The organism is Streptomyces sp. ADI95-16, assembly GCF_003721495.1.
Classification (GTDB): domain Bacteria; phylum Actinomycetota; class Actinomycetes; order Streptomycetales; family Streptomycetaceae; genus Streptomyces; species Streptomyces goshikiensis.
Genome location: NZ_CP033581.1, coordinates 802,038 through 829,006 on the forward strand (window position 1 = coordinate 802,038; position 26,969 = coordinate 829,006).

General features: G+C 75.3%; 18 protein-coding genes. 6 read left to right on the forward strand and 12 right to left on the reverse strand.

Annotated elements, in window-relative coordinates; all coding sequences use genetic code 11:
• Window positions 1-2: 2 nt before the first annotated feature.
• The 3 genes from EES41_RS03975 to EES41_RS03985 form a co-directional block, all read right to left on the reverse strand.
• Window positions 3-851 (reverse strand): sterol desaturase family protein, encoded by an 849-nt coding sequence (locus EES41_RS03975; RefSeq protein WP_254211726.1) that lies wholly within the window; start codon window positions 849-851, stop codon window positions 3-5.
• Window positions 852-1,218: 367 nt separating this feature from the next.
• Window positions 1,219-1,947, reverse strand: a complete 729-nt coding sequence (locus tag EES41_RS03980; protein ID WP_250570358.1) for a DUF2993 domain-containing protein — start codon at window positions 1,945-1,947, stop codon at window positions 1,219-1,221.
• Window positions 1,944-4,328, reverse strand: coding sequence for an MMPL family transporter (locus EES41_RS03985; protein WP_123075701.1), 2,385 nt, complete (start codon window positions 4,326-4,328; stop codon window positions 1,944-1,946). The genes EES41_RS03980 and EES41_RS03985 overlap by 4 nt, the downstream gene beginning before the upstream one ends.
• Window positions 4,329-4,488: 160 nt before the next feature.
• On the opposite strand from EES41_RS03985, the gene EES41_RS03990 reads away from it, so the two are divergent.
• On the forward strand, window positions 4,489-5,112 hold the full coding sequence (locus EES41_RS03990) for a TetR/AcrR family transcriptional regulator (RefSeq protein ID WP_254211304.1): 624 nt from the start codon (window positions 4,489-4,491) through the stop codon (window positions 5,110-5,112).
• 155 nt (window positions 5,113-5,267) lie between these two features.
• On the opposite strand, the gene EES41_RS03995 is transcribed toward EES41_RS03990, so the two are convergent.
• Window positions 5,268-6,179, reverse strand: coding sequence for a DMT family transporter (locus EES41_RS03995; RefSeq protein ID WP_123075705.1), 912 nt, complete (start codon window positions 6,177-6,179; stop codon window positions 5,268-5,270).
• A 72-nt stretch (window positions 6,180-6,251) separates the two neighbouring features.
• Window positions 6,252-7,004 carry a helix-turn-helix transcriptional regulator gene (locus EES41_RS04000; protein ID WP_123082242.1) on the reverse strand — a complete coding sequence of 251 codons (753 nt, stop codon included), beginning with the start codon at window positions 7,002-7,004 and terminating at the stop codon, window positions 6,252-6,254.
• A gap of 246 nt (window positions 7,005-7,250) precedes the next feature.
• Between EES41_RS04000 and EES41_RS04005 the strand changes: the two genes are divergently transcribed.
• Together EES41_RS04005 and EES41_RS04010 are read left to right on the forward strand one after the other, a co-directional pair.
• Entirely contained in the window at window positions 7,251-11,171 is a 3,921-nt protein-coding gene (locus EES41_RS04005; protein WP_123075707.1) for a Pls/PosA family non-ribosomal peptide synthetase, read from the forward strand.
• A 36-nt stretch (window positions 11,172-11,207) separates the two neighbouring features.
• Entirely contained in the window at window positions 11,208-12,632 is a 1,425-nt protein-coding gene (locus tag EES41_RS04010) for a M1 family metallopeptidase (RefSeq protein ID WP_123075709.1), read from the forward strand.
• Between the two features lie 39 nt (window positions 12,633-12,671).
• On the opposite strand, the gene EES41_RS04015 is transcribed toward EES41_RS04010, so the two are convergent.
• The 5 genes from EES41_RS04015 to EES41_RS04035 are packed head-to-tail and all read right to left on the reverse strand — an operon-like array spanning window position 12,672 to window position 17,406.
• Window positions 12,672-13,556, reverse strand: coding sequence for a 3-hydroxybutyryl-CoA dehydrogenase (locus EES41_RS04015; protein ID WP_164495739.1), 885 nt, complete (start codon window positions 13,554-13,556; stop codon window positions 12,672-12,674).
• On the reverse strand, window positions 13,553-14,545 hold the full coding sequence (locus EES41_RS04020) for a 3-oxoacyl-ACP synthase III family protein (RefSeq protein ID WP_123075711.1): 993 nt from the start codon (window positions 14,543-14,545) through the stop codon (window positions 13,553-13,555). The genes EES41_RS04015 and EES41_RS04020 overlap by 4 nt, the downstream gene beginning before the upstream one ends.
• Window positions 14,542-15,900, reverse strand: coding sequence for a crotonyl-CoA carboxylase/reductase (gene ccrA / locus EES41_RS04025; RefSeq protein ID WP_123075713.1), 1,359 nt, complete (start codon window positions 15,898-15,900; stop codon window positions 14,542-14,544). The genes EES41_RS04020 and ccrA overlap by 4 nt, the downstream gene beginning before the upstream one ends.
• Before the next feature lie 58 nt (window positions 15,901-15,958).
• The gene (locus tag EES41_RS04030; RefSeq protein ID WP_254211305.1) at window positions 15,959-16,183 is read right to left on the reverse strand and encodes a ferredoxin; all 225 of its coding nucleotides are present in this window, start codon (window positions 16,181-16,183) and stop codon (window positions 15,959-15,961) included.
• Window positions 16,180-17,406, reverse strand: a complete 1,227-nt coding sequence (locus tag EES41_RS04035; protein WP_123075715.1) for a cytochrome P450 — start codon at window positions 17,404-17,406, stop codon at window positions 16,180-16,182. Before EES41_RS04035 ends, EES41_RS04030 begins: the two co-directional genes overlap by 4 nt.
• A gap of 181 nt (window positions 17,407-17,587) precedes the next feature.
• Between EES41_RS04035 and EES41_RS04040 the strand changes: the two genes are divergently transcribed.
• Genes EES41_RS04040 through EES41_RS04050 form a run of 3 tightly spaced genes read left to right on the forward strand, consistent with a single transcriptional unit; the run spans window position 17,588 to window position 25,529 of the window.
• Complete coding sequence (locus tag EES41_RS04040) at window positions 17,588-18,013, forward strand: group II truncated hemoglobin (protein WP_047960903.1); 426 nt, start codon at window positions 17,588-17,590, stop codon at window positions 18,011-18,013.
• The gene (locus EES41_RS04045) at window positions 18,010-24,777 is read left to right on the forward strand and encodes a non-ribosomal peptide synthetase (protein WP_123075717.1); all 6,768 of its coding nucleotides are present in this window, start codon (window positions 18,010-18,012) and stop codon (window positions 24,775-24,777) included. The genes EES41_RS04040 and EES41_RS04045 overlap by 4 nt, the downstream gene beginning before the upstream one ends.
• A complete protein-coding gene (locus EES41_RS04050) occupies window positions 24,774-25,529 on the forward strand; it encodes a thioesterase II family protein (RefSeq protein ID WP_047960426.1) in 756 nt (251 codons plus the stop codon). Before EES41_RS04045 ends, EES41_RS04050 begins: the two co-directional genes overlap by 4 nt.
• Here EES41_RS04050 and EES41_RS04055 read toward each other — a convergent pair.
• A complete protein-coding gene (locus EES41_RS04055) occupies window positions 25,495-26,721 on the reverse strand; it encodes a beta-ketoacyl synthase N-terminal-like domain-containing protein (protein ID WP_216827240.1) in 1,227 nt (408 codons plus the stop codon). The genes EES41_RS04050 and EES41_RS04055 overlap by 35 nt on opposite strands.
• Window positions 26,718-26,963 (reverse strand): phosphopantetheine-binding protein, encoded by a 246-nt coding sequence (locus EES41_RS04060; protein ID WP_037796925.1) that lies wholly within the window; start codon window positions 26,961-26,963, stop codon window positions 26,718-26,720. The genes EES41_RS04055 and EES41_RS04060 overlap by 4 nt, the downstream gene beginning before the upstream one ends.
• Window positions 26,964-26,969 lie beyond the last annotated feature (6 nt).

A 26,969-nucleotide genomic window follows, 5' to 3' on the forward strand; every position in this document is an offset into this window, starting at 1 on the left:
GGTCAGCCAGCGGTTTCGCCCGTCTTCGCGGGCACGCGCCACGGGTGCGCCAGGGTGGCGCCGATCGCGCCGGTGGCCGGGAACGACTCCGGCCGCAGGAGGCCGACCGCGGCCGGCTCCCGGCCCGGGCGCCAGGTGAAGCTGCCGAACACCCGGTCCCAGACGGACAGGTCGGAGCCGTAGTGCCCGGCCTCGGCCAGGTCGGTGCTGTGGTGCAGCCGGTGCTGCTCCGGCCCCGCGAGGACGTGGTTGAGGAGACCGAGCCGGACGGCGACGTTGGCGTGCACGAAGTAGCCCTGCGCGATGACGAACAGGCCCACTCCGAAGACCGCCCGCTCCGAGAACCCGATGAGCGCCAGCGGGAGCTGGGCGCAGGCCTGGGAGACGAAGACGTCGAGGACGTGGTTGACGCCGTTGTTGCCGACGTTGACCTTGTCGGGCACGTGGTGCACGCCGTGCAGCCGCCAGAGCCACGGGTTGGTGTGTCCGAGCCGGTGGATGACGTAGCTGGCCAGCGATCCCAGCAGCAGGGCGAGGGGCATCTCGGCGGCGAGCGGGAGCAGGGGGCGCGCGGGGGCCACGGCGCCCGCGGCGAGCAGGACCGCCGTCTGCCCGGTGCTGCCGCCCAGCGTGGTGAGGAGGTAGTAGACGCCGTACCAACGCCATTCGCGCCGGCTGGGGCGCCAGCTCCGTTCGTACGGGATGAGGCGCTCCAGCCCCGCGAGGTAGCAGAGCGTCGCGAACTGGAAGGCGAAGGTGACCGGGCCCGGCTGCCAGCCCCGGCGCACGGTGGCGACGAACACCGCCACCACCGCGAGGAGCAGGACGGGGTGGGCCGCCCGGGCCAGCACCACGCGGGCGGCGGCCCGTACGGCGGCGCGTCCCGGCCGAGGCCGGTCCTCACCGGCTGCCAGCGAACCCGACATGCCACCCCCCTTGCCGAACGGGCGCCGGGGGGCGCATCCCTCGCCACCCCGAGCACCGAGAAGTCCGGTCACAGTATGGAGTGGATCAACTACGCAATGCAATTCCGCCTGATGGGGCGTGTGGGGGGCTCACGGGGCCACGGGGGTGTCACCGGACCCGCCGCGTCCGGTGCACGGGGGCGCACCGGGCGCACGGCCCGGGGACGCCGGGGGCGGGGCCGGTGTCACGCGGGGGCGGGGCCGGTGTGCGCGGGACCGGTGTCACGCGGGGCCGGTGTGCGCGGGGCCGGTGTCACGCCGGGTCGAGGGCCACGTCGCTCGCCCGGGCGTGGACGGTCACCGCCCCTTCGGCCACCGAGACTCCGGAGGGTTCGAGGCCGAGGGGCAGGTCGGGGATCTCGCGTTCCGCTTCCTTGACGGCGGCGGCGATCCGGGGGTTGGCGGGATCCAGCGGACGCCCGGCGAAGGTGGCGGCGGAGGGCTCCAGCGTCACCGTGTCACCGCTCAGCCCGACCTCCGCGGTGACGACGAGCGGCATGCCGAGGAACTCGCGGGTGATCCGCAGGCGGCCGTCGGACTCGGACAGCCGGACGCCCTCGCCCCGGTGCGCGGCCAGTGCGTCGAGGGGGACGCTGAAGTCGGCCCGCGCCGTGGCGGCCCGGTAACCCCCCTCGGTCTTCGACACGTCCCGCAGGTCCACGGAGGCGGTGACGGGCAGCCCCTCACCCGTCTTGGCCTTGGCCCGCACCTCCACTTCGGGGAACGTCCCGCGAGCCGCGTGGAGCAGGAACGGGAACCCGTCGACGGAGACGTCCGGGGACTCCGTGAGGGCGCTCTGCCGGCGTTCGACGCGGTCGGCGAGATCGCTCTCGGTGACCCCGGCGGCGATGGTGTCGGCCAGCGCCGCCACGGCCACCAGCGCACCGGCGCCGATCAGCACCCACCGGCGGGCGCCGGACCGGCGCCGGGCGCGCCGCGGCTCGGTGACGGCGGCCGACTCGGCCTGGGCGGTGCGGTTCATGTCTTCCTCACGGTGACGGGCGGGGCGGGTTCGGGTTCGGGTTCGGGTTCGGGTTCTGGTTCTGGTTCTGGTTCGGTCGCCGTCCTCGGCGGTGGCGCGTGGTCGCCGCCCTCGATGTCGATCCGGGGCAGCACCCGGTCGAGCCATCCGGGCAGCCACCAGTTGGCCTTGCCGAGCAGGATCATGGCGGCGGGGACGAGGAGCCCGCGGACGAGGGTGGCGTCGAGCGCGACCGCCGTGGCGAGGCCGATGCCGAACATCTTGACCACCGGGTCGCCGGAGAGCAGGTAACTCAGGAAGACGCAGACCATGATGAGGGCGGCCGAGGTGATGATCCCGCCGGTCCTCGCCAGGCCGGTGACCACCGAGCCGCGGTGGTCGCCGCTCTTCAGGTAGGCCTCGCGGACGGCGCTGAGGAGGAAGACCTCGTAGTCCATCGACAGCCCGAACAGGACGGCGAACATCAGCAGCGGAACGTATCCGGGGATGGGCACGGGCCCGTCGAGCCCCAGCGCCCCCGCCCCCCGCCCCTCCTGGAACAGGGCGGTGAGCACCCCGTAGGCGGCGGCCACGGACACGAGGTTCAGTACGGCGGCCGTCGCCGCGACGACCACGGACCGGAACGCCAGCAGCAGGAGCAGGGCGGCGATGACGAGGACGAACGCGATGATCGCGGGCAGCCGCCGGGAGAGCCGGTCGTTCAGGTCCAGCTGCGCGGCGGGCGCGCCGCTCACGTGGGCGCCGTGGCCGGTGTCAGCGGTGGCTGCGGGGAGGGTGGTCTCGCGCAGCCGGTGCACCAGGCGGGCGGTTTCCGGATCGCCCGGCGCGGTGGTCGGGGTGACCTGCCAGCGGGCGGTCCGGCCGTCGGGACTGAGCTGCGGGGGGCCGACCGCGGCCACGCCGGGGGTGTCCGCCAGGGCGTCGGTGACCTTGGTGACACGGGGGTCCGTGGGGCCGGAGGCGGGGTCGGGCAGGGCGTCGGTGACCTGGAGCGGCCCGTTGACACCCGGCCCGAAGGCGTGGGCGAGCCGGTCGTAGGCCGTGCGGCTCGCGGTCGAGGAGACCTTGTCGCCGCCGTCGAGCTGACCGAAGGTCAGCCCGGCGGCCGGGGCGGCCAGAACGGCGACCAGCAGCAGAGCGCCGGTCAAATGGCGCCAGGGCCGCCTGGCGACGCGCTCGGCAACCCGCCGCCACCCGGCCCCACCCCCGGCCGCCGACCCGCCCGAGGCCGCCGCCGCATCAGACACCGCCGAGTCCAGGGCAACCCGACCCGGCTCCGCCGGGTCCGAGGCCGCTGAGCCGCGGGCCGCCGCCCGGTCGGGCGCCGCTGCGTCCGGGGCCGCGGCGGGCGCCGACGGGGGCGGGGTGGTCGGCGTCGGGGCGAGGCTTCGCCCGAGGAGGGCGAACAGGGCCGGCAGCAGGGTGAGGGTGGCGGCGACGGCGACCAGTACGGCGATGCCGGGCGCGAGCGCCAGCGCGTGGAGCAGCGGCAGTCCGCCGAGGGCCAGGCTCGCGAGGGCGGCGACGACCGCGCAGCCTGCGAAGGCCACGGCCTTGCCGGAGGCGGCCGTGGTCAGGGCTGCGGCGTCCTCGACCGAGGCTCCGTCGCCCAGTAGCTCGCGGAAGCGGGTGAGGCAGAAGAGGCTGTAGTCGACGCCCACGCCGAGGCCGATCATCGCCGCGATGGTGGATCCGGCGGACGGCATGTCCATCAGGTGCCCGAGCAGCCCGACCACCGAGAGGGACACCCCGAGTCCGACGACGGCGGCGATCAGCGGCACGGTGGCGGCGACGGCGCTGCGGAAGCCGAACCAGAGGATGGTGAGGGCCGCGAGGAGCCCGATGATCTCGCTGTGCCGCGTGGAGCCCTTGTCGGCCGCGGCCGCCAGGCTGCCGCCGGGCGTGACCTCGATCCCCGCCGCCTCGGCGGGCCGGGCCGCGTCCACGATCCGCCGGGTGACCTCGGGGGTGATGTCCCGGTCCGTCACGTCGAGCTCGACGGAGAGGAAGGCGGTGTGCCCGTCGGCGCTCATCGCGGCCCGCCCGGCGCCCTCGTAGGGGGTGGTGACCGCGACGACGTGGTCCACGCCGGTGATGTTCCGGGCCGCCGCCGCGACCGCGTCCCGCGCCCCGGCCGAGGTCAGGTCGGCGCCGCCGGCCCCGGTGTGCAGGACCAGCGGCTGCTTGCCCGAGGCGGAGCCGGGGAACGCCCGGGCGGCGTCGGCGGCCGCCTGGCTGTCGCTGCCGGGGATGGAGACCGCTTCGCTGGTGACCCGGCCGCACAGGGCGACGGCCGCACCCAGCGCGAGCAGCAGCAGGAGCCATGCGGCGATGGTCCGCTTCGGCCTGCGGGCACACCATCGCCCCACACTGACGAACATCCTCGATCGCTCCCTCTGGTCCGGCGACGGCAGCCGCCGCCGGGCCACTTTTGCACTCCGAGTGCAATAACGTCAATCACCTCGCGCCGCCGCACGGCCCGCACCCGGCGTTTGCGACAATGCCGGTGGGTGACGACGGGGAGGGACCGAGGTGGAGCAGGTGGCCGATCAGGCGCAGGACCGCTCTTCGGACGGCCGTACGGAGCGCGGGCGGCAGTCCCGCGTGAAGATCGCGGACGCCGTGCTGGCCCTGCTCGACGAGGGCGAGTCACAGTTCCCCGCGGACCGGGTGGCCGAGCGCGCCGGCGTCTCGCGGCGCCTGGTGTTCCACCACTTCGCCGACATGGCCCAGCTGATCGAGACGGCCATCACCCGGCGGCTCGAACAGCTGATGGAGCAGATCAGGCCGCTGCCCACGGAGGGCCCGCGCGCGGTCCGGGTCGAAGCGCTCACCGAACAGCGCGCCCGGATCCTGGAGTGGATCACCCCGGCGCAGCTGACGACGATGCGCCTGGAGCAGCGGTCCGCGCGGATCGACGAGGTCACCCGGCAGGTACTGGACCTCGCCCGCGCGCGGCTGGCCGCGGTCTTCGCCGAGGAGCTCGGCCGGGTTCCCGCCGCGCGCGCGGCCGACCTGCTGAACGGGCTGGACGCGGTCACCACCTGGGGCGCCTGGTACCACTGGCGCAGCAGCGGGCTGGACGTCGAGGCGGCCCGCCGCGCGATGGGAACCGCCGTCCAGGCCCTGCTCGCGGCGACGGACCCGCCGGCGCCGACCCCCTGAGCGCCCCCGCGCCCGGCAGGCCCGTCCTCGCCGGACGCGGCCCGCGCCGCAGCGCGGAACCTACACCGCGGAGCCGGCCCCTTCGCGGCGGAGCCGGCCCTACGCCGCGGCGCGGAACCTACGCGCGGGCCGGCCCCTTCGTCGGGGCGCGGAACCTACGCCGCCGCGCGGGCCGCCGCGCGCGGCCGGCTGCGGGCCACCGCCACGCCGGCCAGGCACAGCACTCCGCCGAGCAGGGTCAGCCAGGCGGGCACTTCACCGAGGAACACCCAGCTCAGCAGCACCACGACGGCCGGGACGGCGTACGTGGTCGAGCCCAGCTTCCCGGCCGGCATCCGGGCCAGGGCGTAGGTCCACGCGATGAAGGCGAGGGCCGTCGGCACCACGCCCAGGTAGACCATGTTCAAGGTGGCCGAGAGCGGCGCCTCGGGGACTTCCGCCACGAGCTGTCCGGCGAAGGGCAGGCAGGCCACGGCGCCGGTCAGGCAGCTGTACGCGGTGATCTGCAGGGGCGTTCCGAAGGAGAGCGCCGGCTTCTGCGCGACGACTCCGCTCGCGTACGCCACGGCGGCCAGCAGGCACAGCACCACCCCGAGGACGGACGTGGAGCCGCCGCCGCCGGACATGGACAGGCCGACGACCACCGCGCCGACGAAGGACACGCCCATGCCCGCGAGCAGCCGCGGCGGCAGCGCCTCACCCAGCAGGCGGGCGGCGAGCAGCGCCATCAGGATGGGCCCGGTGTTCACGAGCAGGGCCGCCGTACCCGCGTCGACCAGTCGTTCTCCCCAGTTCAGCGCGACCGTGTAGCCGCAGAACCACACCAGGCCGGAGATCAGGATGCCGCGCCAGGCCCCGCGCGGCGGCAGGCCCACGCGGCGTACCAGGAGCAGGGTTATCAGCACCACGGAGGCGGTCAGCATGCGGCCGAGGGCCAGGGCGCCGGGCGAGTAGGCGGAGCCGGCGCTGCGGATGGAGACGAAGGCGGAGGCCCAGGCGAACACCGTGAAGGACACGGCGCCGGCCGTGAGGGCGCCGGGCGGGAGCAGACTCAGGCGGGACTTCATAAGCCGCACCCTACCCAGGCAACATTTCGGTGTCCACCGAAATGTTTTCTGCCCTCAGGCTGCGCACGCCGCTCAGGCCCAGGCGTCCGGAGTGATCCCCAGCAGGGCCTCGAAGGCCGTTTCCCCGGCCTCGGTCACCCGCAGCCCGCGCCCGCCGCCCTCCGGCCGCACCACCCACCGCTCCCCCAGCGCCCGCGCGCACAGCCGCGCCCCGGCCAGGCCGCCCAGGTGGCGGCGGCGCTCCGTCCAGTCCAGACAGGAGCTCGCCAGCGGCCTGCGCCCGTGGTGGGCGAGGTCGACACCGGCCCGCCCGCACCACTCCCGGCCCTCCTCGGTCAGCTGGAAGGCGCCCTCGGTGCGCAGCAGGCCGCGCCGCTCCAGGGCGTCGGTGACCGCCATGCCGAACCGCCCCGCGAAGTGGTCGTAGCAGGTGCGGGCGCGGGCCAGCGGATCGGGCGCGGAGACCACGGGCACCGCGTGGGCGGCGTCCCGGCCCGGAATGGCGTGCGAGGCGAGTTCGTCCACCAGGCGGGCCGTCGCCGCGTCCGCGATCCGGACGTAGCTGTGCCGGCCCTGCCGCTCGGTCACGCAGATGCCCGCGTCGAGCAGCCGCGCCAGGTGGCCGCTGACGGTGGACGGCGCGACCGAGGTGATCCGGGCCAGTTCGCCCGCGGTCCAGGCGCGCCCTTCGAGCAGGGTCATGCAGATGGCGGCCCTGGTCTCGTCGGCCAGCGCCGCCGCGAGGGCGGCCAGGCGCGCCGCCGGGTCAGGAGCGTCGGCGTCGGTATCGGCGGCGCCCGCGCCGGTCGGCCGTGCGGCCCGCATGTCGTTCATGCCTTCCAGAGTGCCGCAAAACTTCGCCGAACGCCGAATGGTTGCCCCGGTCCCGTTGTCCGGTCCCCGCCCGAGGCGCCCCACCGTCGCTTCCGCGCCACGCGCCCGGGACGTCAACGGGAAAATTCACGGCACCGCACTAGACTGGCGGGTTGTTTGGCGCTGGACCGGAACAACCCGGGCAAACCTGGGCTCCGCCGGCGACCCGGAGCTTCCGGGACCGAGACGCGAGGGCCGATGGCAGCCACACCTGAGCGCGGTGAACTGACCCTGCTCGACGACGGGGAGGTGTACGACGGGTCCGATGAGGCCGGGGCCAAGTCCGCCCGGTTCTCGGCCGGTCCGGCGGCCCCGCCGCGCACCCTCGTCGACGTCTTCGAGGCGTCGGTACGGGCCTACCCCGACGAGCTCGCCCTGGACGACGGCACCACCCGGCTGACCTACCGGTCGCTGGCGGCCGAGGTGGAGCGCCGCCGGCGCGCCCTGGAGGCCGCCGGGGTGGGGCTCGGCGACCGGGTCGGCGTACGCGTGCCCTCCGGGACCAGCGAGCTGTACGCGGCCGTCCTCGGCGTCCTCGCCGCGGGCGCCGCCTACGTACCGGTCGACGCCGAGGACCCGGACGAGCGCGCCGAGCTGGTCTTCGGCGAGGCCGGGGTCCGGGCGGTGCTGGGCGCCGGGCAGCGCATCGAGGTCACCGGCCTCGCGGACCGGGCCGTGCCCGCCGCGCGGCCCGGCCCCGAGCACGACGCGTGGATCATCTTCACCTCCGGATCCACCGGCAAGCCCAAGGGCGTCGCCGTCAGCCATCGCAGCGCCGCCGCGTTCGTGGACGCCGAGGCCGCGCTGTTCCTCGCCGAGGAGCCGATCGGCCCCGGCGACCGGGTGATGGCCGGACTGTCCGTCGCCTTCGACGCCTCCTGCGAGGAGATGTGGCTGGCCTGGCGCCACGGCGCCTGCCTCGTGCCCGTCCCCCGCTCCCAGGTGCGCAGCGGCGCGGACCTCGGCCCCTGGCTGGTGGAACAGGAGATCACGGTCGTCTCCACGGTGCCGACGCTGGCCGCGCTCTGGGAGCCCGAGACCCTCGACGAGGTCCGGCTGCTGATCTTCGGCGGCGAGGCCTGCCCGCCCGAGCTGACCCAGCGGCTGGTCACCGAGGGGCGCGAGGTCTGGAACACGTACGGGCCCACCGAGGCCACCGTCGTCGCCTGCGCCTCGCTCCTGACCGGGGCGGAGCCCATCCGGATCGGCCTGCCCCTGAACGGCTGGGAGCTGGCCGTGGTCGACGAGTCGGGCGAGCCGGTGCCCATGGGCGGCAGCGGCCAGCTCGTCATCGGCGGCGTCGGTCTGGCCCGCTACCTCGACCCCGCGAAGGACGCCGAGAAGTACGCCCCGCTGGAATCCCTCGGCTGGGAGCGGGCCTACCGCAGCGGCGACCTGGTGCGCGCGGAACCCGAGGGGCTGGTCTTCCTCGGCCGCGGCGACGAGCAGATCAAGCTGGGCGGCCGCCGGATCGAGCTGGGCGAGGTGGACGCCGCCCTCCAGGCCCTGCCCGGGGTCGCCGGAGCGGCCGCGGCCGTCCGTACGGCGCGCGGCGGCAACCAGCTCCTGGTCGGCTACCTGGTCGCGCAGGAGGGCTGGGACCGGGCGGCGGCCGTGGAGCGGCTGCGCGCCGAGCTCCCCGCGGCCCTCGTGCCACTGCTGGCGCCGGTCGCCGAGCTGCCGACCCGTACCTCCGGCAAGGTGGACCGGGACGCGCTGCCCTGGCCGCTGCCCGAAGCGGAGACCACCGGCCCCGCCGAGCAGCTCTACGGCACCGAGGCCTGGCTCGCCGAGCAGTGGGGCGAGACCCTCGGGGTGGCCGTCACCGGCGCCGACGACGACTTCTTCGCCATAGGCGGCAACAGCCTGGCCGCCGCCCGGCTCACCACCCGGCTGCGCACCCGCTACCCGCGGGCGGCCGTCCTCGACATCTACCAGCAGCCCGTGCTGCGCAAGCTGGCCCGGCGGCTGGAGAAGTCCGTCCGGGAGGACGACGCGGCCCGGGTCGTCGCGCCCGTACCGCGGCGGACGCAGCTGGCGCAGACGCTCCTGCTGATCCCGCTGTTCACCCTGGTGGGACTGCGCTGGTCGGTGGCGCTGCTGGCGCTGGGCAACGTACTGCACCGGTTCGGGCCGTACCCGTGGGCGCCGACCGCCTCGTGGTGGCTGGTCGCCGCCGGCGCGGCGCTGTTCTTCAGCCCGCCGGGCCGGCTCGCGATCGCGGCCGGCGGCGCGCGGCTGCTGCTGCGCGGGGTGAGGGCGGGCCGCTACCCGCGCGGCGGGAGCGTGCACCTGCGGCTGTGGACGGCGGAGCGGCTGGCCGAGTACGCGGGCGCGACGTCCCTGACGGGCTCCTGGCTGGAGCGGTACGCGCGGGCGCTCGGCGCCAAGGTCGGTTCCGAGGTGGACCTGCACTCGCTGCCCCCCGTGACGGGCATGCTGAGGCTCGGCCGCGGCTGCGCCGTGGAGTCCGAGGTGGACCTGTGCGGGCACTGGCTGGACGGGGACCGGCTGGAGATCGGCCCGGTGAGGGTCGGCGCGGGCGCGGTGGTCGGCACCCGGAGCATGCTCTTCCCCGGTGCGCGGGTCGGCAAGCGGGCCGAGGTGGCGCCCGGCTCCGCCGTGGTCGGGCAGATCCCGACCGGGCAGCGCTGGGGCGGGGCGCCCGCCGTCAAGCTCGGCAAGGCCAAGCGCAACTGGCCCACGGCGCGCCCGCCGCGCGGGCTGCCCTGGCGGGCCGCCTACGGGGCGGCCGGCTTCGGCCTCACGGCGCTGCCCGTGCTCGCCACCGTGCCCGCGCTGCTCGTGCTGAGCCGGTTCGTGCCCTCCGACGCCGCCTTCGCCGAGGCGCTGCGCGGGGCGCTGCTCGCCGTGGTGCCCGGGGCGCTCGCCTTCGGGTTCGCGTACGCGCTGCTGCTGCTGGTCGCCGTACGCCTGCTGAGCCTCGGGCTGCACAGCGGTACCCATCCGACGCACAGCCGGGTCGGCTGGCAGGCCTGGACGGTCACCCAGCTGATGGACCTGTCGCGGGAGACGCTCTTCCCGCTGTACGCGGGGCTGATCACCCCGGTGTGGCTGCGGCTGCTCGGCATGAAGATCGGCCGCGGCGCGGAGGTGTCCACGGTCCTGGCGCTGCCCAGCCTCACCACCGTGGGCGAGGGCGCGTTCCTCGCCGACGACACCCTCACCGCCCCGTACGAGCTGGGCGGCGGCTGGATGCGGATCGGCCGTTCCGAGATCGGCCGCCGGGCGTTCCTCGGCAACTCCGGCATGACCGCGCCGGGCCGCAACGTGCCGGACGGCGGGCTGGTCGGCGTGCTGTCGGCGACTCCGAAGAAGGCCAAGAAGAACAGCTCGTACCTGGGCCTGCCGCCGGTCAAGCTGCCTCGGTCCGCCGCCTCCGACGACCAGAGCCGGACCTACGATCCGCCCGCGCGGCTGCTGTGGGCGCGCGGCCTGGTGGAGCTGTGCCGGCTCGTCCCGGTGTTCTGCTCGGCCGGGCTGGCCGTGCTGGCCTTGGCGGCGCTCTGCGCGCTGGCCACGGCGAGCGGCGGGCCCGGCGTGTGGGGAGCCGCGCTGCTGTCCGGGGTGGTCCTGCTCGCCGCCGGGGCGGCCGCGTGCGGGGTCGCGATGGCCGCGAAGTGGCTGCTGGTGGGCCGGCACCGGGCGGGCGAGCATCCGCTGTGGAGCGGCTTCGTGTGGCGCAACGAGCTGGCCGACACGTTCGTCGAGGTCCTGGCCGTGCCGTGGCTGGTCGGATCCGTACCCGGCACGCCGGTGCTGGCGCTGTGGCTGCGCGGGCTGGGGGCCCGGATCGGCCGGGGCGTGTGGTGCGAGAGCTACTGGCTTCCGGAGACGGACCTGGTGGCGCTGGGCGACGCGGTGACCGTGAACCGGGGCTGTGTGTTGCAGACGCACCTCTTCCACGACCGGATCTTGAGGACGGATACTGTGGTCCTCCGCGAGGGCGCCACCCTGGGTCCGGGCGGAATCGTCCTGCCAGGAAGTACGGTCGGTGCCCACAGCACACTGGGGCCCGCCTCGCTCGTGATGGCCGGGGAATCCGTCCCCGCCGACACCCGTTGGCTGGGCAATCCGATCGAGGCATGGCGGACCTGAGCGGGACCGAGCACGGCGCAGGGAGCGGAAGCGGCAATGAACGGCCAGAAGACAGCGGCATCGGACCCGTACTTTCCGGCCAACGGTGATCCCCGTTACCGCGTGCACCGGTACGAACTCGCTCTGGAGTACCGGCCCGGCCCCAACCGGCTGGCGGGGACCGCCCGGCTCAGCGCGATCGCCGGCCGGGCGCCGCTCGCCGAGTTCCACCTGAACCTGGCCGATTTCAAAATAGGCCGGGTGCTGGTGAACGGCCGGGTCGCGCACTACGCCCACCGGGGCGGAAAGCTCCGGATCCGGCCGGCCAAGCCGCCGGCCGCCGGCGCCGCCTTCACCGTGGAGGTGCACTGGGCGGGCAATCCCAAACCGGTGCGCAGCCCCTGGGGCGGCATCGGCTGGGAGGAGCTGACCGACGGCGCGCTGGTGGCCAGCCAGCCCGTCGGCGCCCCCTCCTGGTACCCCTGCAACGACCGGCCCGCCGACAAGGCCTCGTACCAGATCTCGATCAACACGCCGTCCGCCTACACGGTGGTGGCCGGCGGCAGGCTGCTCACCCGCACGACCCGGGCCAGCACGACGACCTGGGTGTACGAGCAGTCCGCGCCCACCTCCAGCTACCTGGTCGGGCTGTCCATCGGCATGTACCAGACGGTGCTGCTCGGCGAGCCGGGGCTCGGCGGTGTTCCGCAGAGCGCCCACGTGCCGGCGCACCTGCTGGCGCGGTTCTCCCGCGACTTCGCCCGGCAGCCCGCCATGATGCGGCTGTTCGAGGAGCTGTTCGGGCCCTACCCGTTCGGCGAGTACGCGGTGGTCGTAGCCGACGAGGAACTCGACGTCCCGGTGGAGGCCCAGGGCCTCTCCCTGTTCGGCGCCAACCACGTGGACGGGGTGCGGGGTTCCGAGCGCCTCATCGCGCACGAGCTCGCGCACCAGTGGTTCGGCAACAGCGTGACCATCGCCGACTGGCGGCACATCTGGCTGAACGAGGGCCTCGCGAAGTACGCCGAGTGGCTCTGGTCGGAGCGCTCGGGCAGCCGAACCGCGCACGAGCGGGCGGCCGTCGCGCACCGGCTGCTGGCGTTGCGGCCGCAGGACCTCACGCTGGCCGACCCGGGCCGCAAGCTGATGTTCGACGACCGGCTGTACCAGCGTGGTGGCCTCACCGTGCACGCGGTCCGCTGCGCGCTCGGCGACGCCGCGTTCTTCCGCATGCTGCGCGACTGGGCCACCGTGCACCGGGGCGGCGTGGTGACCAGCGCCGCCTTCACCGCCCACGTGGCCCGCTACGCGGCCGAGCCGGTGGACGAGCTGTTCTCGGCCTGGCTGTACGAGCCGGCCCTCCCCCCGCTGCCCGAGCCGCCCGCCGCGCCCGCACAGCCGGCGGCCCCGTCGGTTCCGGCGAGGCCCGGGTACCCGCCCACGAACGGCGAGCCCGCGGGCCGTCGCCGGTGGCGGGGCTGACGGAGCGCGACGGGGGGCGGCTCCAGCGGCTCCGGCGGCTCAGCGCGCGTAGGAGTGGAAGCCGCGCCCGCTCTTCTTGCCGAGCATGCCCGACTCCACCAGCCGCAGCAGCGCCGGCGGCGCCAGGTACTGCGGCTCGGCGAACTCGCGGTGCAGGGCGTCGGCCACCGCCTTGACGACGTCGAGCCCGATGAGGTCGGCGAGGCGCAGCGGGCCCACCGGGTGTCCGCAGCCCAGGGTCATGCCCTGGTCGACGGCCTCGGCGGTCACCCGGCCCGATTCCAGCATGCGCATCGCGCCGAGGAGGTACGGGATGAGCAGCCCGTTGACCATGAAGCCCGCCCGGTCGGGGGCGTCGATGACGGTCTTGCCGAGCGGGCCGGTCAGCAGCGCGGTGGTGCGGGTGCGGGTCTGCTCGGAGGTGGGCAGCGCGCTGACCAGTTCGACCAGGGACATCACCGGCACCGGGCTGAAGAAGTGCACGCCGATGACCCGCTCCGGGTGGTGCGTGGCGCGGGCGAGCCGGCTGATCGGGAGCGAGGAGGTGTTGGTGGCCAGGACGGCGCCGTCGTCCTTGAGGATGCCGTCGATCCGGGTGAACAGGTCCGTCTTGAGCGCCTCGTCCTCCGGGACCGCCTCGATCACGAACTCGCGGTCGGCGAGCCGTTCGAGGTCGGCGGTCACCTCGATGCGGTCGAGGGCCCGGTCCTGTTGCTCCTCGGTGAGCCGGCCCTTGCGGACGCAGCGGCCGAGCGAGCCGCGGATCCGGTCGAGGGCGGGCGCGACGGCGGCGGCGCGGGAGACGACCACGCGGACGTCGAGTCCGGCCCTGGCGGCGATGTCGGCGATGCCCGCGCCCATCACGCCGCAGCCGACCACTCCCACCCGGGAGGGGCTCTCCCGCGTCACGGCTGCCCGGGTCATGACTGCTCCTGCCAGCGCATCAGGGTGGCCCCGACCGACATGCCGCCGCCGAAGCCGGCCATGACGACGAGGTCTCCGTCGCGGATGAGGCCCGAGCGGCAGCCGTCGTCGAGGGCTACCGGAACCGAGGCGCTGCCCACGTTCCCGTATTTCTCCAGCGTGCGGTGGGTGTGGGCGTGGGACATCCCGATCTTGTCGACCAGGCCCCGCAGCAGTACCCCGTTGGGCTGGTGCGGTACGAAGTGGTCGACGTCGGCGGCCGTAAACCCGGCGCCGCGCAGCAGGCGGTCCAGGACGGGCGGTACGTGGTCCATGACGAAGTCGCGGACACCGCGGCCCTCCATGCGGAAGTAGTGGCCGCCGTCGGCCAGCGTCTGCGGGGTGGTGGGGATCCGGCTGCCGCCCGCCTCGACGCGGATCAGGCGGTGCGCGTCGCCTCGGCTGACCAGCTCGGCGCCGAGGAAGCCGTGCCCGTCGCGGACCGGGCCGACGATCGCGGCGCCCGCGCCGTCGCCGAGGAGCACGGTGGTGCGGTGGTCGGCGTGGTCGAGGATGCGGGAGTAGACGTCGGCGCCGATGACGGCGGCGTAGCCGTCGGGGCGGGCGGCGAGCAGCCGGTGCGCCAGTTCGAGGCCGAACACGAAGCCGCTGCACACCACGTTGACGTCGAAGCAGGCGGCGCCGGTCGCGCCGACGGCGTGCTGCACCAGGTTCGCGGTGGGCGGCTGGGGCGAGTCTCCGGTGGAGGTCGACACGATGAGGTAGTCGAGCCGGTCGGCGGTGATGCCCGCCGACCGCAGGGCCGAGGTGAGGGCGTGCGCGGCGAGGTCGGAGGTGGCCTCGTCGGGCGCCGCGTACCGCCGGGTGAGGATCTCGGTGCGCTCCTCGATCCATTCGGCGGTGATGCCGCACCACTCGGCGACCTCCTTGTTGCTCACCTCCCGCTCGGGCAGGTAGGAGCCGGTGCCGACGATGCCCCGGGCGCTCATCGGCCGGCCCCGGTCGGGGCCGGCGCGGGAACGCGGCGCCAGGCGGTGAGGCGGTCCTCGCCGATGCGCGCGCGGGCGGCCGGGTCGGTCACGCCCAGCCCGTCGTGGGGGGCCAGGCAGCGGACGGCGACCTTGCCGACGTGCCGGTTCTCCTGGACGAGCCGGGCGGCGTCCGCGACCTCCTCCAGCGGGAAGACCCGGGTGAGGACGGGCACGATCCGGCCCTGGTTGAACAGCCGGAGGCACTCCGTCTGCTCCTGGAGGTTGGCGATGTGGCTGCCGATGACCCGCTTGAGGTTCATCCACAGGTACCGGTTGTCATAGGTGTGCTGGTACCCGGTGCTGGACCCGCAGGTGATCACGGTGCCGCCGCGCCGTACGACGTGCACCGAGGTGCCGAAGGTGGCCCGGCCTACGTAGTCGAAGGCGATGCGGGGGGCCTCGCCGATCTCGGCGACGACGGCGCGGCGGAGCCTGCGGCCCAGTTCCGCGGCGTCGGCGGCGGGGTCGGCGTCGTCTCCCATGCCGAGGTCACGGCGGTCGATGACCAGGTCGCAGCCCTGGGCGCGCAGGAACTCGGCCTTGGCGGCGGAGCTGACGACGCCGACGGCGATGCCGCCGCCGTTGCGGACCATCTGCATCGCGTAGGCGCCCAGGCCGCCGGTGGCGCCCCAGATCAGGACGACGTCGCCCTGTTTCATCCGGGCGCCGTGGTCGCTGACCAGCATCCGGTACGCCGTGCCCGCGCACAGCGTGACCGTGGCCGCCTCCTCCCAGGTGAGGTGCGGGGGTTTGGCGACGAGCTGGCTGGCGCGCACCACGGTGTAGTGGGCGAGGCCGCCGAAGTTGGTCTCGTAGCCCCAGGCGCGCAGGTTCTCGCCCATCATGCCGTCGTCGTGCGAGCCGGGGTCCTGGTCGTCGACGTAGGCGGGGCTGACCACCACGTGGTCACCGGCCCGCCAGTGGCGTACGCCCGCGCCGGTGCGGACCACGACACCGGCCGCGTCGGAGCCGACCACCTGGTACGGCAGGTCGTGCCGGGCGGCGTACCCGCCCTGCTTGGCGAAGCGGCGCAGGGCCGTGAAGGTGGAGATCGGCTCGAACATCGCCGACCACACCGTGTTGTAGTTGATGGAGCTGGCCATCACGGCGACGACGACCTCGTCCGGGGCCGGCTCGGGCATCGGCACGGGGCCCACGTGCAAGGTGTTCCGTACGTCCTTGACGCCCGTACCGGCGGATGCGTCGGCGTCGGTGGCCCTCAGGTGCCCGGCGAGGAACTCGTCGGGCAGCGGGAGCCGTTCTATCTCGTCGGGGGGTGCGCCGTTGAGCACGGCCTTGCTGAGCGGGTCCATGTGCGTTCCTCGCGATCGACGTCGAGTTCCTGTCGCCGGGTGCCGCCGGGCGGCCGGGTCACTCGGGCAGCGTCTCCAGCTCGATGGCCGAGACAGGGCAGTAGTCGGCGGCCTCTTCCGCCGCCTCCCACAGGTGGGCGGGCGGCCGGGGGGTCTTGAGCAGCACCTTGCCGTCGTCGCCCTGGTCGAAGAGGTCCGGAGCGACCAGCGAGCAGGCGCCGGAGCGGCAGCAGGCGGCATGGTCCACCCGCAGCAGCCGGCCGGGCTCGGCGGCGGCACTCACGCGGAGGCCCCGGCGGTGCGCCCGCCCCAGGTGACCGGCAGTTCGACGGTGCCGAAGACGAGGGTCTCGGTACGGAAGGGCACCTCGGAGGCGGGCACGGCGAGGCTCAGGTCGGGCAGGCGCGTCAGGAGCCGCTCGAAGGCGATCTGGAGTTCGATGCGGGCCAGGGTGTGGCCGACGCACAGGTGCGGGCCGTGCCCGAAGCTCAGGTGCGGGCGGCTGCGGCGGCGCACGTCGAGGGTGTGCGGGTCTCCGTAGACGTCCTGGTCGCGGTTGCCCAGCAGCGGGGAGACGATGATGCCCTCGCCCGCGGCGACGGTCTGGTCCCCGAAGGTGACGTCCTCGACGGCGATGCGGGTGATGCCGAACTGGAAGATGCTCAGGTAGCGCAGGAGCTCCTCGACGGCGCCGCGCAGCAGCTGCGGCTCGTCCCGTACGGCGGTCAGCTGCTCGGGGTGCATCAGCAGCGCCGCGGTCCCGGTGGTGATCATGTTGGCGGTGGTCTCGTGGCCCGCCGCGAGCAACAGGTACGAGGTGAGCAGGAGTTCGGGCCGCTCGACCTTGCCCGGTACCAGGTAGTCGGCGACGAGACGGCTGATCATGTCGTCGCCCGGGTCCTTCTGCTTGCGGGTGACGAGTTCGTCGAGGTACCCGCTGAGCGCGGCCTTGCTGGCCGCGATCCGTTCGGGCGCGCCGGCCCGGTGCGGGTCGAACAGCGCCTCCAGGTGCGTGGTGAAGAACTCCGAGTCCTCGTAGGGCACTCCGAGGAGCCGGCAGATCGAGCGGGAGGAGACCGGGATCCCGTACGCCTCGTGCAGGTTGGTCGGCGGCCCCTTGCGGACCATCTCGTCCAGGAGCTGGTCGCACGCCTCCTCGATCTCGGGGCGCATCGCCGCGACGCGTTTGACCGAGAACTCCCCGGCGAGCATGGTGCGGTAGAAGGCGTGGTCGTCGCCGTCCATGCGCATGAAGGAGCCCTTGAGCACGGGGCGCATCTTCTGCTTGTACAGCGTCGGGAAGCCCTCGCGGCCCATGTCCGAGCTCATCCGCGGGTCGTCGAGCAGGGCTCGCGCCGCGTCGTAGCCGGTCACCAGCCACGCCGGGCCGGTGGGCAGCTGTACGCGGACCAGCGGTGCCTGGCTCTGCAACTCCAGCAGACCGGCGGGCGGGTCGTAGGGACAGGTGCGCTCGGTGATCGGGTAAGTGGGGAGCTGGTCAGCCACTGCGACCTCATTTCCTGCTCGGACGGGGCAAGATCCGCAACCTCCGCGGGACGGACCGAGGTTGGCACAGGCGCGAGGCGCGAGACGCTCAAACGTGAGCGGGCGGCCGTGATCGGCGCGCCTATGGTCGGGGCGGTTTCCCTTCCCTAAGGCGCGCACGACCCCGGAGGTCGCGGTGACGATGTACGAGCACGTCGGTGGCGAGGGCCCCCTGGGGCGCCTGGCAGAGGCGTTCCACCGGGCCGCGGTGGCCGACCCGTTGATCGGGCGGATGTTCCGCTACACCGGTGACACGCACGTGCGTCACCTGACCGCCTACTTCGTCGAGGTCTTCGGGTCGGGCACCGCGTTCACCGACGAGATCGGCGGGTTCGAGCACGTCAAGCGGATGCACGCGGACCTGCGCATCACCGACGAGCAGCGGGACCGGTTCGTGGAGCTGATGCTGGCCGCCGCGGACGAGGTCGGGCTGCCCGACGACGAACGCTTCCGCACCCGCTTCGAGCAGGAGCTGCGGCGGGCGTCGGCGATCACCGCGCGGGCGTCCCGGATGAGCAAGGAAGACCTCGAAACGCGGCACGGCCGGCTCGGAAGCTGGACCTGGTGACGCGGCGGACGGAGGGCGCCGGGCGGCCTCCCCTCGACGAGGTCGTCGCGGCGCTGCGCGAGGCGTTCGACGGGCGGCTGCCCGCGCCGGACGAACCGGTGCTGCCCGCCGGGGCCGACTCGATGACGGTGGTGCGCCTCGCGCTGGCGCTGGAGGACCGGATCGGCGCCCCCGTGCCGCTGGCCGGCCTCCGCGAGGGGCTCACCACGGCCGCTCTCGCCGAACTGGCCGCCGAGGTACGGGAGACGGCGGCGGCCGGGCGGCGGCTGACCGCTCCGCCCGGGGACGCCGGGGCCGCCGGGGTCGCCGGGGCCGGGGCGGACGATGCGCCGTTCTCCCCCACGCCGCTCCAGCAGGCGTACCTGGTGGGCAAGGAGGACGGGCTGGTGGCGGACGCGGTGGGCTGCCACCACTACCGGGAGTTCGCGGTGGCCGACCTGGACGTCGCCCGGCTGCGGCGCGCCTGGCTGGCCGTGCGCCGACGGCACCCGATGCTGGACTGCGAGCTCACCGCCGGCGGCGCACTGCGGCCGCGGCCCGCGAGGGACCGGCCGATCCCCGCGCACCCCGCCGGTCACGACCCGGCCGAGGTCCGCGCCCGGCTCTCCCGCCGCCGCTACACCGCCGGGGACGGGCCGCTGTACGAGGTGGAGGCGACCGCCCTGACCGGCGGCGGCTCCCTGGTCCACCTGGCCGTCGACGGGGTGATCTGCGACGGCCGGAGCCTGCACGTGCTGCTGCGGGACTGGTGGCGCGCCTACGACGGGTCGCCGGCCGTGCTGGCGGCCGAGCCGGCGCCCGCCCCCTTCGCCGGGTTCGCGGGCGCCGTGGCGCGGGAGGCCACCGGCGAGCGGTACGCCGCCGGCCTGCGGCACTGGGAGCGCCGGCTGGCCGGCCTGCCGCCGGGTCCCGGCATCGTGCGTACGCCCGCGCGGGGGCCGGGCGACGTGGGCGGCGGGCCGGACCGGCGGCCGCTGACGGGATCCCTCGACGCGGTCGCCTGGGCGGCCGTGCGCGCGGAGGCGGCCCGCCGGGGGGTGACCGCGACCGCGCTGCTGCTGGCCGAGTTCGCGGCGGCCCTCGCCGGGGCGGGGGCCGGGCTGCCGTTCACCCTCGTCCTGACCACGAGCGACCGGGCGCGGATGCGGGGCGCCGAGGACACCGTCGGCACGTTCACCTCCACCCTGGTCTTCCCCGTGTCCGACCCGGACCCGCGCGCGGTGCACCGGCTGCTCGCCGAGGACCTGGAGCACGCGACGGTGCCCGGCGTCGCCGCGCTGCGGCAGCGCCGCGGTGACGTGCCGGACCTGCCCGTGGTGTTCACCGGCATGCTCGGCGAGGAGCAGCCGGTGGGCGGCTTCACCACGGCCGTGCGGTACGCGGTCGGCCGGACCTCCGGGGTGGCGCTGGACCACCAGGTGTGGGAGGCGGACGGCGCGCTGCACTACCGGTGGGACGTGGTCGAGGACGCCTTCGCGGCGCCCGGCGCGCAGGCCCTGCTCGACGCGTACACCGGGCGGCTGCGGGCGTTGGCCCGGGTGCCCCGCCCGGCTGCGGCGGTGGCGGCCGACGCCGCGGACGTGCCGCTCAACGATCTGCAGCAGGCGTACCTGGTCGCGCGGGAACTGGGCCCCGACGGCCCCGAGGGCGCGGGCGGCTGCCGGGTCCTGCTGGGCCACGAGGTCGCGGACCTGGACCTCGCCCGCCTGGAGAAGGCGCTGGAGCGCCTGGTGGACCGGCATCCGGTGCTGGCCGCGCGGGTCGACGCCGAGCACGGCGTACGGGTGCCCGCGGCGCCGGTGCCACCGGCCGTGCGGGCGCTCGAACTCACCGCGCGGACCCGGACGGAGCTGCTGCGGGAGCCGTACGCGCCCGACGCGGGCCACCTGGCGGTACGGGTGGGCCGCGGCGAGGACGGCGCGGACGTGGTGTTCCTGTCGGTCGACCTCGCGCTGATCGACGCGCGGAGCATCCACCTGGTCGGGCGGGAGCTGATGCGGCTGTACGCGGAGGGCGGCGACACGTACGACGACGGTGGGGTCGTCGGCGATGGAGGTGCTGGCCCCGGCGTCCGCGCCGGCGGTACCGGCCCTGACGACGGCGCGCCCCCGGCCGGGCCCGCGCCGCTGGACGCCGGCGCGGCGCGCGAGCACTGGCGGCGGCGGGTGGCCGGACTGCCGCCGGGGCCCCGCCTGGCCGAGGCCCCGGACGACGGGGCCCGCACCCGGCTGCGCGGCACGGTGCCGGGCTGGCGCGCGGTGGTGACCGGCGCCGCGGCGCACGGCTGTTCGCCCGACGCCCTGCTGCTCGCCGCGTACGCCCGCGCCCTCTCCCCCGGGCTGGGTGATGTGTTCACCGTCCCCGTGGTCCGCTGGACGGACGGCTCGGACGCGGCCCGGCCGGCCGAACTGACCGCGCTGAGCTGGGTGACGGCCTCGGCGGAGGGCGCTCCGCTGCTGGACCTGGCCCGGCGCTACGACGCCGTGCTCGCCGCGGACCGGACGGCCGACGCCGCGAGCGGGCTGGCCGAGCTGCGCAGATCGCGGCGCGCCGGCTCCGGCATGCCGGTGGTGTACACCAGCCTGTTCGACCTGGACGCGCACCCGCTGCCCGACGGGGTGAGCGCCACCGGCTGGCTGTCGAGCACTCCGGGCGTGGCCCTGGACTGCGTGGCCGTCCAGGACGGTGACGTACTGGAGTTCGCCTGGGACGCGCTGCCGCAGCGGCTGCCCGAGGGGCTCCTCGACGAGGCGTTCGCCCGCTTCGCCGCCGACCTGGCCGGGCTGGCGGAGCTCACGGGGGCGCCGGTGGACGATCCGGCGGTCCCGGCGGCGCGCTGGAACGACACCGCGCGCCCCTTCCCCGCCGAGCTGCCGGTGCAGGTGCTGATCGAGGACCAGGTGCGCGTCCGCCCGGCCGACGTGGCGGTGCGCTGGGCCGGTGGCGCCCTGACGTACGAGGAGCTGGACCTGCGCGCCAACCGGCTGGCCTGGACGCTGCGCGAGGCGGGGGTGGGGCGCGGCGACATGGTCGGGGTGTCGGTGCGGCGCGGCCCCGACATGGTGGTCGCGGTGCTCGGGATCCTCAAGGCGGGGGGCGCCTATCTGCCGGTGCTGCCGTCCCTGCCCCGGGACCGCGCCCAGGTGTTGCTCACCGACGCGGCCGCCGCGTTCCTGCTGCACGACTCGGCGTGCCCGTGGGCGGCCTCGGTGACCGGCGTACGGGCGGTCGACCTGGACGCGGTCCTCGCGCGGCCCCACCGCCGGGAGGAGCGGGCCCCGGAGCCGGTGAACGACGTGGACGATCTGGCGTACGTGATCTTCACGTCGGGCAGCACCGGGCGGCCCAAGGGCGTGAGCATGGCCCACCGCCCGCTGCTCAACCTGTTCGAGTGGGCCCGCCGCACCTTCGCCCTGGGGCCCGGTGACCTCGGCCTCTCGGTCACCTCGCTGGGCTTCGACCTGTCGGTCTTCGACATCCTGGGGCTGCTCAGCCTGGGCGCGGCGCTGTACGTGGCCGACGAGGAGCAGCAGCGCGACCCCCGGCTGCTGTCGCGGGTGCTGCGCGAGGAGCCGGTGACCTTCTGGAACTCGGCCCCGACCACGCTGGCGAACCTGGCTCCGGAGTTCCCCGCCGGCTCGGCCCTGCCCGGCGGCGAGAGCCTGCGGCTGGTGTTCCTCAGCGGTGACTACACGCCGCTGTGGCTGCCCGACCGGCTGCGGGAGGCGTTCCCGGGGGCCACGCTGGTGAGTCTCGGCGGGGCGACCGAGGCTGCGGTCTGGTCCAACTACTTCGTGGTGGACCGGGTCGATCCCGGCTGGCGCAGCGTCCCGTACGGGCGGCCGCTGGACAACTGCCGCTATTACGTCCTGGACGCGGAGCGGCGTCCGGTGCCGGTGGGCGACGAGGGTGACCTGTACATCGCCGGTGCGTGTCTGGCCGACGGGTACTACCGGCAGCCCGGGCTGACCGCCGAGCGGTTCGTGACCGGGGAGTTCCCCGGTCTGCCGGAGACCCGGATGTACAGCACGGGCGACCGGGCCCGCTACGCGCCGGACGGCCTCCTGCACTTCCTCGGCCGGCGTGACGGGCAGGTGAAGGTGCGCGGGTTCCGGGTGGAACTCCAGGAGATCGAGCACCGGTTGCGGACGTACCCCGGGGTCGGGGACGTGGTGGTGCTGCTGCGGTCCGGTGCCTCCGGGGAGGACCGGCTGGTGGCGTACGTGCTCCCGGACGGCGCGCCGCCGGCCGCGGAGGCGCTGCGGGCGCACGCCGCGGCGGCGCTGCCCGACTACATGGTGCCCAGTGCGGTGGGGTTCGTCGCGCGGTGGCCCGCCACCGCGAACGGCAAGCTGGACCGCGACGCCCTGCCGTGGCCGGTGACGGGCGCGCCCGCGCCGGCCGTCGGCGACGTCGAGCCGATCGCCGCGCTGTTCGGGGAGCTCCTGGACCTGCCTCCGGTGGATCCGCACACGGATCTGTGGGAGCTGGGGGCCACCTCCTTCACCATGGTGCGGGCCAGCCGGATCCTGCTGGAGCGGTACGGGCGCGAGGTCGCGGTGTCGGTGCTGCTGGCCGATCCGACGGTCGCCGCGATCGCCGCGCACCTGGCGGGGCCGGGGGCGTCGGAGGCGGCGGCGGAACCCGTCCCGCAGCCGGATCTGGAGCCGGTGCCGGAGCCGGAGCCGGAGCCCGCCCGGGCGCCGGATCCGGTCGTGGAGCCGGTCACGGAGCCGGTCGCGGAGCGGACGGCGCCGGCGCGGGTGGACTTCTTCGCGGCCGACGAGCGGGCACGCTTCAAGGAGGGCGACTTCGGTCAGCGGCCCGCCGCGGAACGCACCGCGCGGCTGCCGCTGGCGGGCGAGCGGCCGACCGAGGGGCAGCGGCGCTGGCGTGCCAGCCGCCGCCCGGTCGCCGGCCGGCGGCTGGGCGCGGCTCGGCTCGGCGAGCTGCTGCGGGTGCTGGCCCGGACGGGCGAGGACAAGGCGGCGGGCGCGCTCTACGCCTCCGCCGGGGACACCTATGCCGTCCAGGTGTACGTGCTGGTGCGCGGCGAGGCGGTGGACGGGCTGGCCGAAGGCGCGTACTACTACCGGCCCCGCGAGCACGCGCTGGAGCCGGTCGGCGCCGGCGCGGTCGTACCGGTCAACGCGCACGTCTTCTACAACCGGCCCTTCGCCGCGCACGCCGCCGCCGAGATCTACCTGGTCGGCGAGGAGCGGGGCATCGAACCGCTGTACGGGGCGCAGGCCTCGCGGTATCTCGCCCTGGAGAGCGGGCACATGGCGCAGCTGCTGATGCAGCAGCAGGTGCCGGCCGGTGTCGCCCTGTGTCCGGTGGGCGACCTGCGGCAGGGCGACCTCGCCGAGGCGTTCGCGCTGGGACCGTCCCACACGTTCCAGCTCGGTTTCCTGTGCGCTCCGCTGGACGCGTCGGACGACAACGGACCGGTGGAACCACTGTGGTCGGCGCCCGCGGCCGCCTCGGTGCGGCGCCCGGAGGAGATCGCCGTCGTCGGGATGGCGGGGCGGTTCCCCGGCGCCGCCGGGCCGGACGCGCTGTGGCGGCTGCTGGCCGAGGGCCGCTCGGCCCTCGCCCCGCTGCCGGCCGCGCGCGCGGCGGCGCTCGGCTGGACCGGGCGGCCCGTGGTGGGCGGGTTCCTGGACACCCTGGGCCCGGTGGACCTGCGGCCCCTGCGGATCTCGCCCGCCGAGGCGGCCGTCCTGGACCCGCAGCTGCGCTTGTTGCTGCCGACGGTCTGGCAGTGCCTGGAGCAGGCCGGGCACACGCCCCGGTCGCTGACCGAGGACGGCGGGCGGGTCGGCGTGTTCGTGGCGTCGATGTGGGACGACCACCTCGCGACGGCCGGGGACGCCTGGGAGCGCGGCGACGCGCTGGAGGTGGTGGACGGCAGGGCGAGCCTGCCCCACCGGCTCTCCCACGCCTTCGGCTGGCAGGGTCCGAGCCTGGCCGTGGACACCTCCTGCTCGTCCGCGCTGACCGCGCTGCACCTGGCGGTCGAGTCGCTGCGCGCCGGGGAGTGCGACAGTGCGGTGGTCGCCGGGGTCAACCTGGTCGCCCACCGCCGCCACCTGGGGCTGCTGGACGGGCTCGGGCTGCTCTGCGTACCGCCGGACGGTCTGCCGCGCGGGGCGTACGACGAGGTCGCGCCGGGCTGGTGTCCGGGCGAGGCGGTCGGCGCGGTGCTGCTGCGGCGCACCGGTGCGGTCGCCCGCGACGGCGACCGGGTGCACGGGGTGCTGGAGACCTCGTGGAGCGCGCACGCGGGCGGCGGCGGCAGGTTCGGGGCGCCGGGGCCGGCGCCGCTGGTGTCCTCGCTGACCCGGATGCTGTCGGCGGCCGGGCTGGACCCGGCGGGCGTGTCCTACGTGGAGAGCGCGGCGGCGGGCGCGGGCCTGGCCGACGCGGCGGAGGTCGCGGCCTTCACGGAGGTACTGGCGGGCGGTGGGCGGCCCGTCCCGATGGGCACGCTCAAACCCAACATCGGGCACGCCGAGGCGGCGGCCGGGATGGGGCAGCTGATGAAGGTGCTGCTCCAGCTGCGGCACGGCCGGATCGCGCCGACCCTGCTCTCCGACCGGCCGAACCCGCTGGTGGACTGGGCGAACCGGACCGTGGTGGTACCTCGGGAGGCGCTGGACTGGGCGCCGTCCGGCGAACCTCGGCGGGCGATCGTCAACGCCGTCGGATCGGGCGGTTCGTACGGGCACCTGGTGGTACGCGACGCGGGAGGAACGCGATGACGGTGGCGGCGGCGAACTGGACGGCGGGGGCACGCGATCCGCGGGCGCCCCTGCGAATGCTGTGCTTCGCGCACGCCGGCGGCGGGAGCGCCCTGTTCCTGCCCTGGCGGCGGATGCTCGCGCCGGAGATCGACGTCGTCCCGGTGCTGCTGCCCGGGCGGGAACGGCGGATCCACGAGGCCCCGTACACCAGGATGACGGACCTGGTCGAGGACCTCGTCCCGGCGCTGGAGCCGCTCCTGGACCGGCCGTACATGCTGTTCGGGCACAGCATGGGCGCGATGGTCGCCTACGAGGTGGCACAGCGGCTGCGCCCGGCGCCGGCGATGACGTTCGTCTCGGGGCGGCGGATGCCGGGCGTGACGGGGGAACGCCATCTGCTGGGCGACCGGGAACTCGTGGACGTGGTCGCGGGGCTCGGCGGCACGCCGTCGGCGGTGCTGGACTCGCCCGACCTGGCGCACCTGTTCCTGCCGTGCCTGCGGGCCGATTTCACCCTGGTGGAGACCTACCGCCCGGCGGCGACCCCGCCGCTGACGGGCCCGCTGACCGCGCTGACCGGCGACGCGGACCCGGAAGTCAGCCCGGCGCAGATGGCGCGCTGGGCCGAGCTCACGACCGGGGGGTTCGGCCTGCACGTCTTCCCGGGGGACCACTTCTACCTGAAGGGGCTGCCCGAGGCGCTGCGCCGCACCCTGCTGGACGCGGCGCGGCGCGTCACGGCGCGGCCCGCCACACCAGGCTGGAGTTGAACCCCCCGAAGCCGAAGGCGTTGGAGAGCGCCCAGCGCAGCGGGGTGGTGACGGCGGTGTCCCCGACCAGTCTCGGGGCGCCGTCGATCGGGTCGCACACCCAGGGCGTCGGGTGGACGAAGCCGCCCCGCAGCTGGAGGACGACGGCCACCGCGGAGAGGGTACCGGCGGCGGTGAGGGCGTGTCCGGCCAGTCCCTTGACCGCGTTGACCCACGGGTCGGCGGCGCCGAACACGCGGGCGATGGCGTCCGCCTCGACGCGGTCGCCCAGCGGGGAGCCGGTGCCGTGCGCGCCGATCAGGTCCACCTCGGCCGCGCTGATCCCCGCGTCGGCGAGGGCCCGGGCCATGACCTCGGCCTCGCCGTCCACGGTGGGGTCGGGCTGACTGTTCGCGTCGAGTCCGGCGGCCCAGCCCGCGAGTTCGGCCTGCGCCGCCGCTCCGCGGTGCGCCGCCGACCCGGCTGATTCCAGCACCATCGCGGCCGCCGCGGGCCCGTGGACGAAGCCCCGGTGGGAACGGTCGAAGGGGCCGCCCGGTCCGCTGCCCGCGGTGGGCACCATGGCGCCCAGGTTCAGGTAGCTGCGCAGTTCGGCCGGGGCGGGCTCGGCGAGCGCGCCGACGACGAGGCAGACGTCGGCGACGCCCCAGGAGACCAGCCGGGCGCCGTGGATCAGGGCGAGGTTGCCGCTGGCCGAGGCGCCGCCGACGGTCAGGCCCTCGCCCCGGATCCCGAACGCCTCGCTGAGCGTGGCCACTTGGTCGGTGTCCTGGTACTGGAGCGCCAGCCGGGGCGGTACCAGCATCGGGTCCTTCGCCAGGCGGGCCGCCGCGGCGGCGCTCTGGGCGCCGTTGAGGTTGTTCCCGGCGACGACCACGGCGATCCGCCGCGGGTCGGGGGCGCGCAGGTGCAGACCGGCCGCCCGCCACGCCTGGCCCGCGACGGCCAGGGCCGCGCGGACCGGGCGGGAGGTGCGGCGGGTCGCCGCCGGCGGGAGCGCCGCCGCGGTGAGCGCCTCGCCCACGGCGGCGTCCGGGAGGGCCGCCCGGTAGGGGACCGGCTCCCCGGGGCCGGTGGCGGCGATGGCCGGGCGGCCCGCGCGCAGGGCGTCGGCGAGCCGGGGCACGTCGGGCCCGAGCGGCGAGAGCGCACCCAGGCCCGTGACCAGAACCCGGGCGCCGGGCGGCTTCACCGGTACCGTTCGAACAGGACGACCAGCTCGGCGACCGGCATGGCCTGGCGGAACTCGGTGATCGGGACGAGTACGTCGAGGTCGTCCATCACGTTGGTCACGACCTCGCTGCGGTCCACGCTGTTGAGGCCGAGCTCGGCGAGGGTGCGCTCGGGCACGATGTCGGCGGGCGCGAGGTCGGGCAGGATCGCGGTCGCGTGCGCGCGGATGGCGGCGAGCACGACCCCGTCGGTGTGGTCCATGGTGTC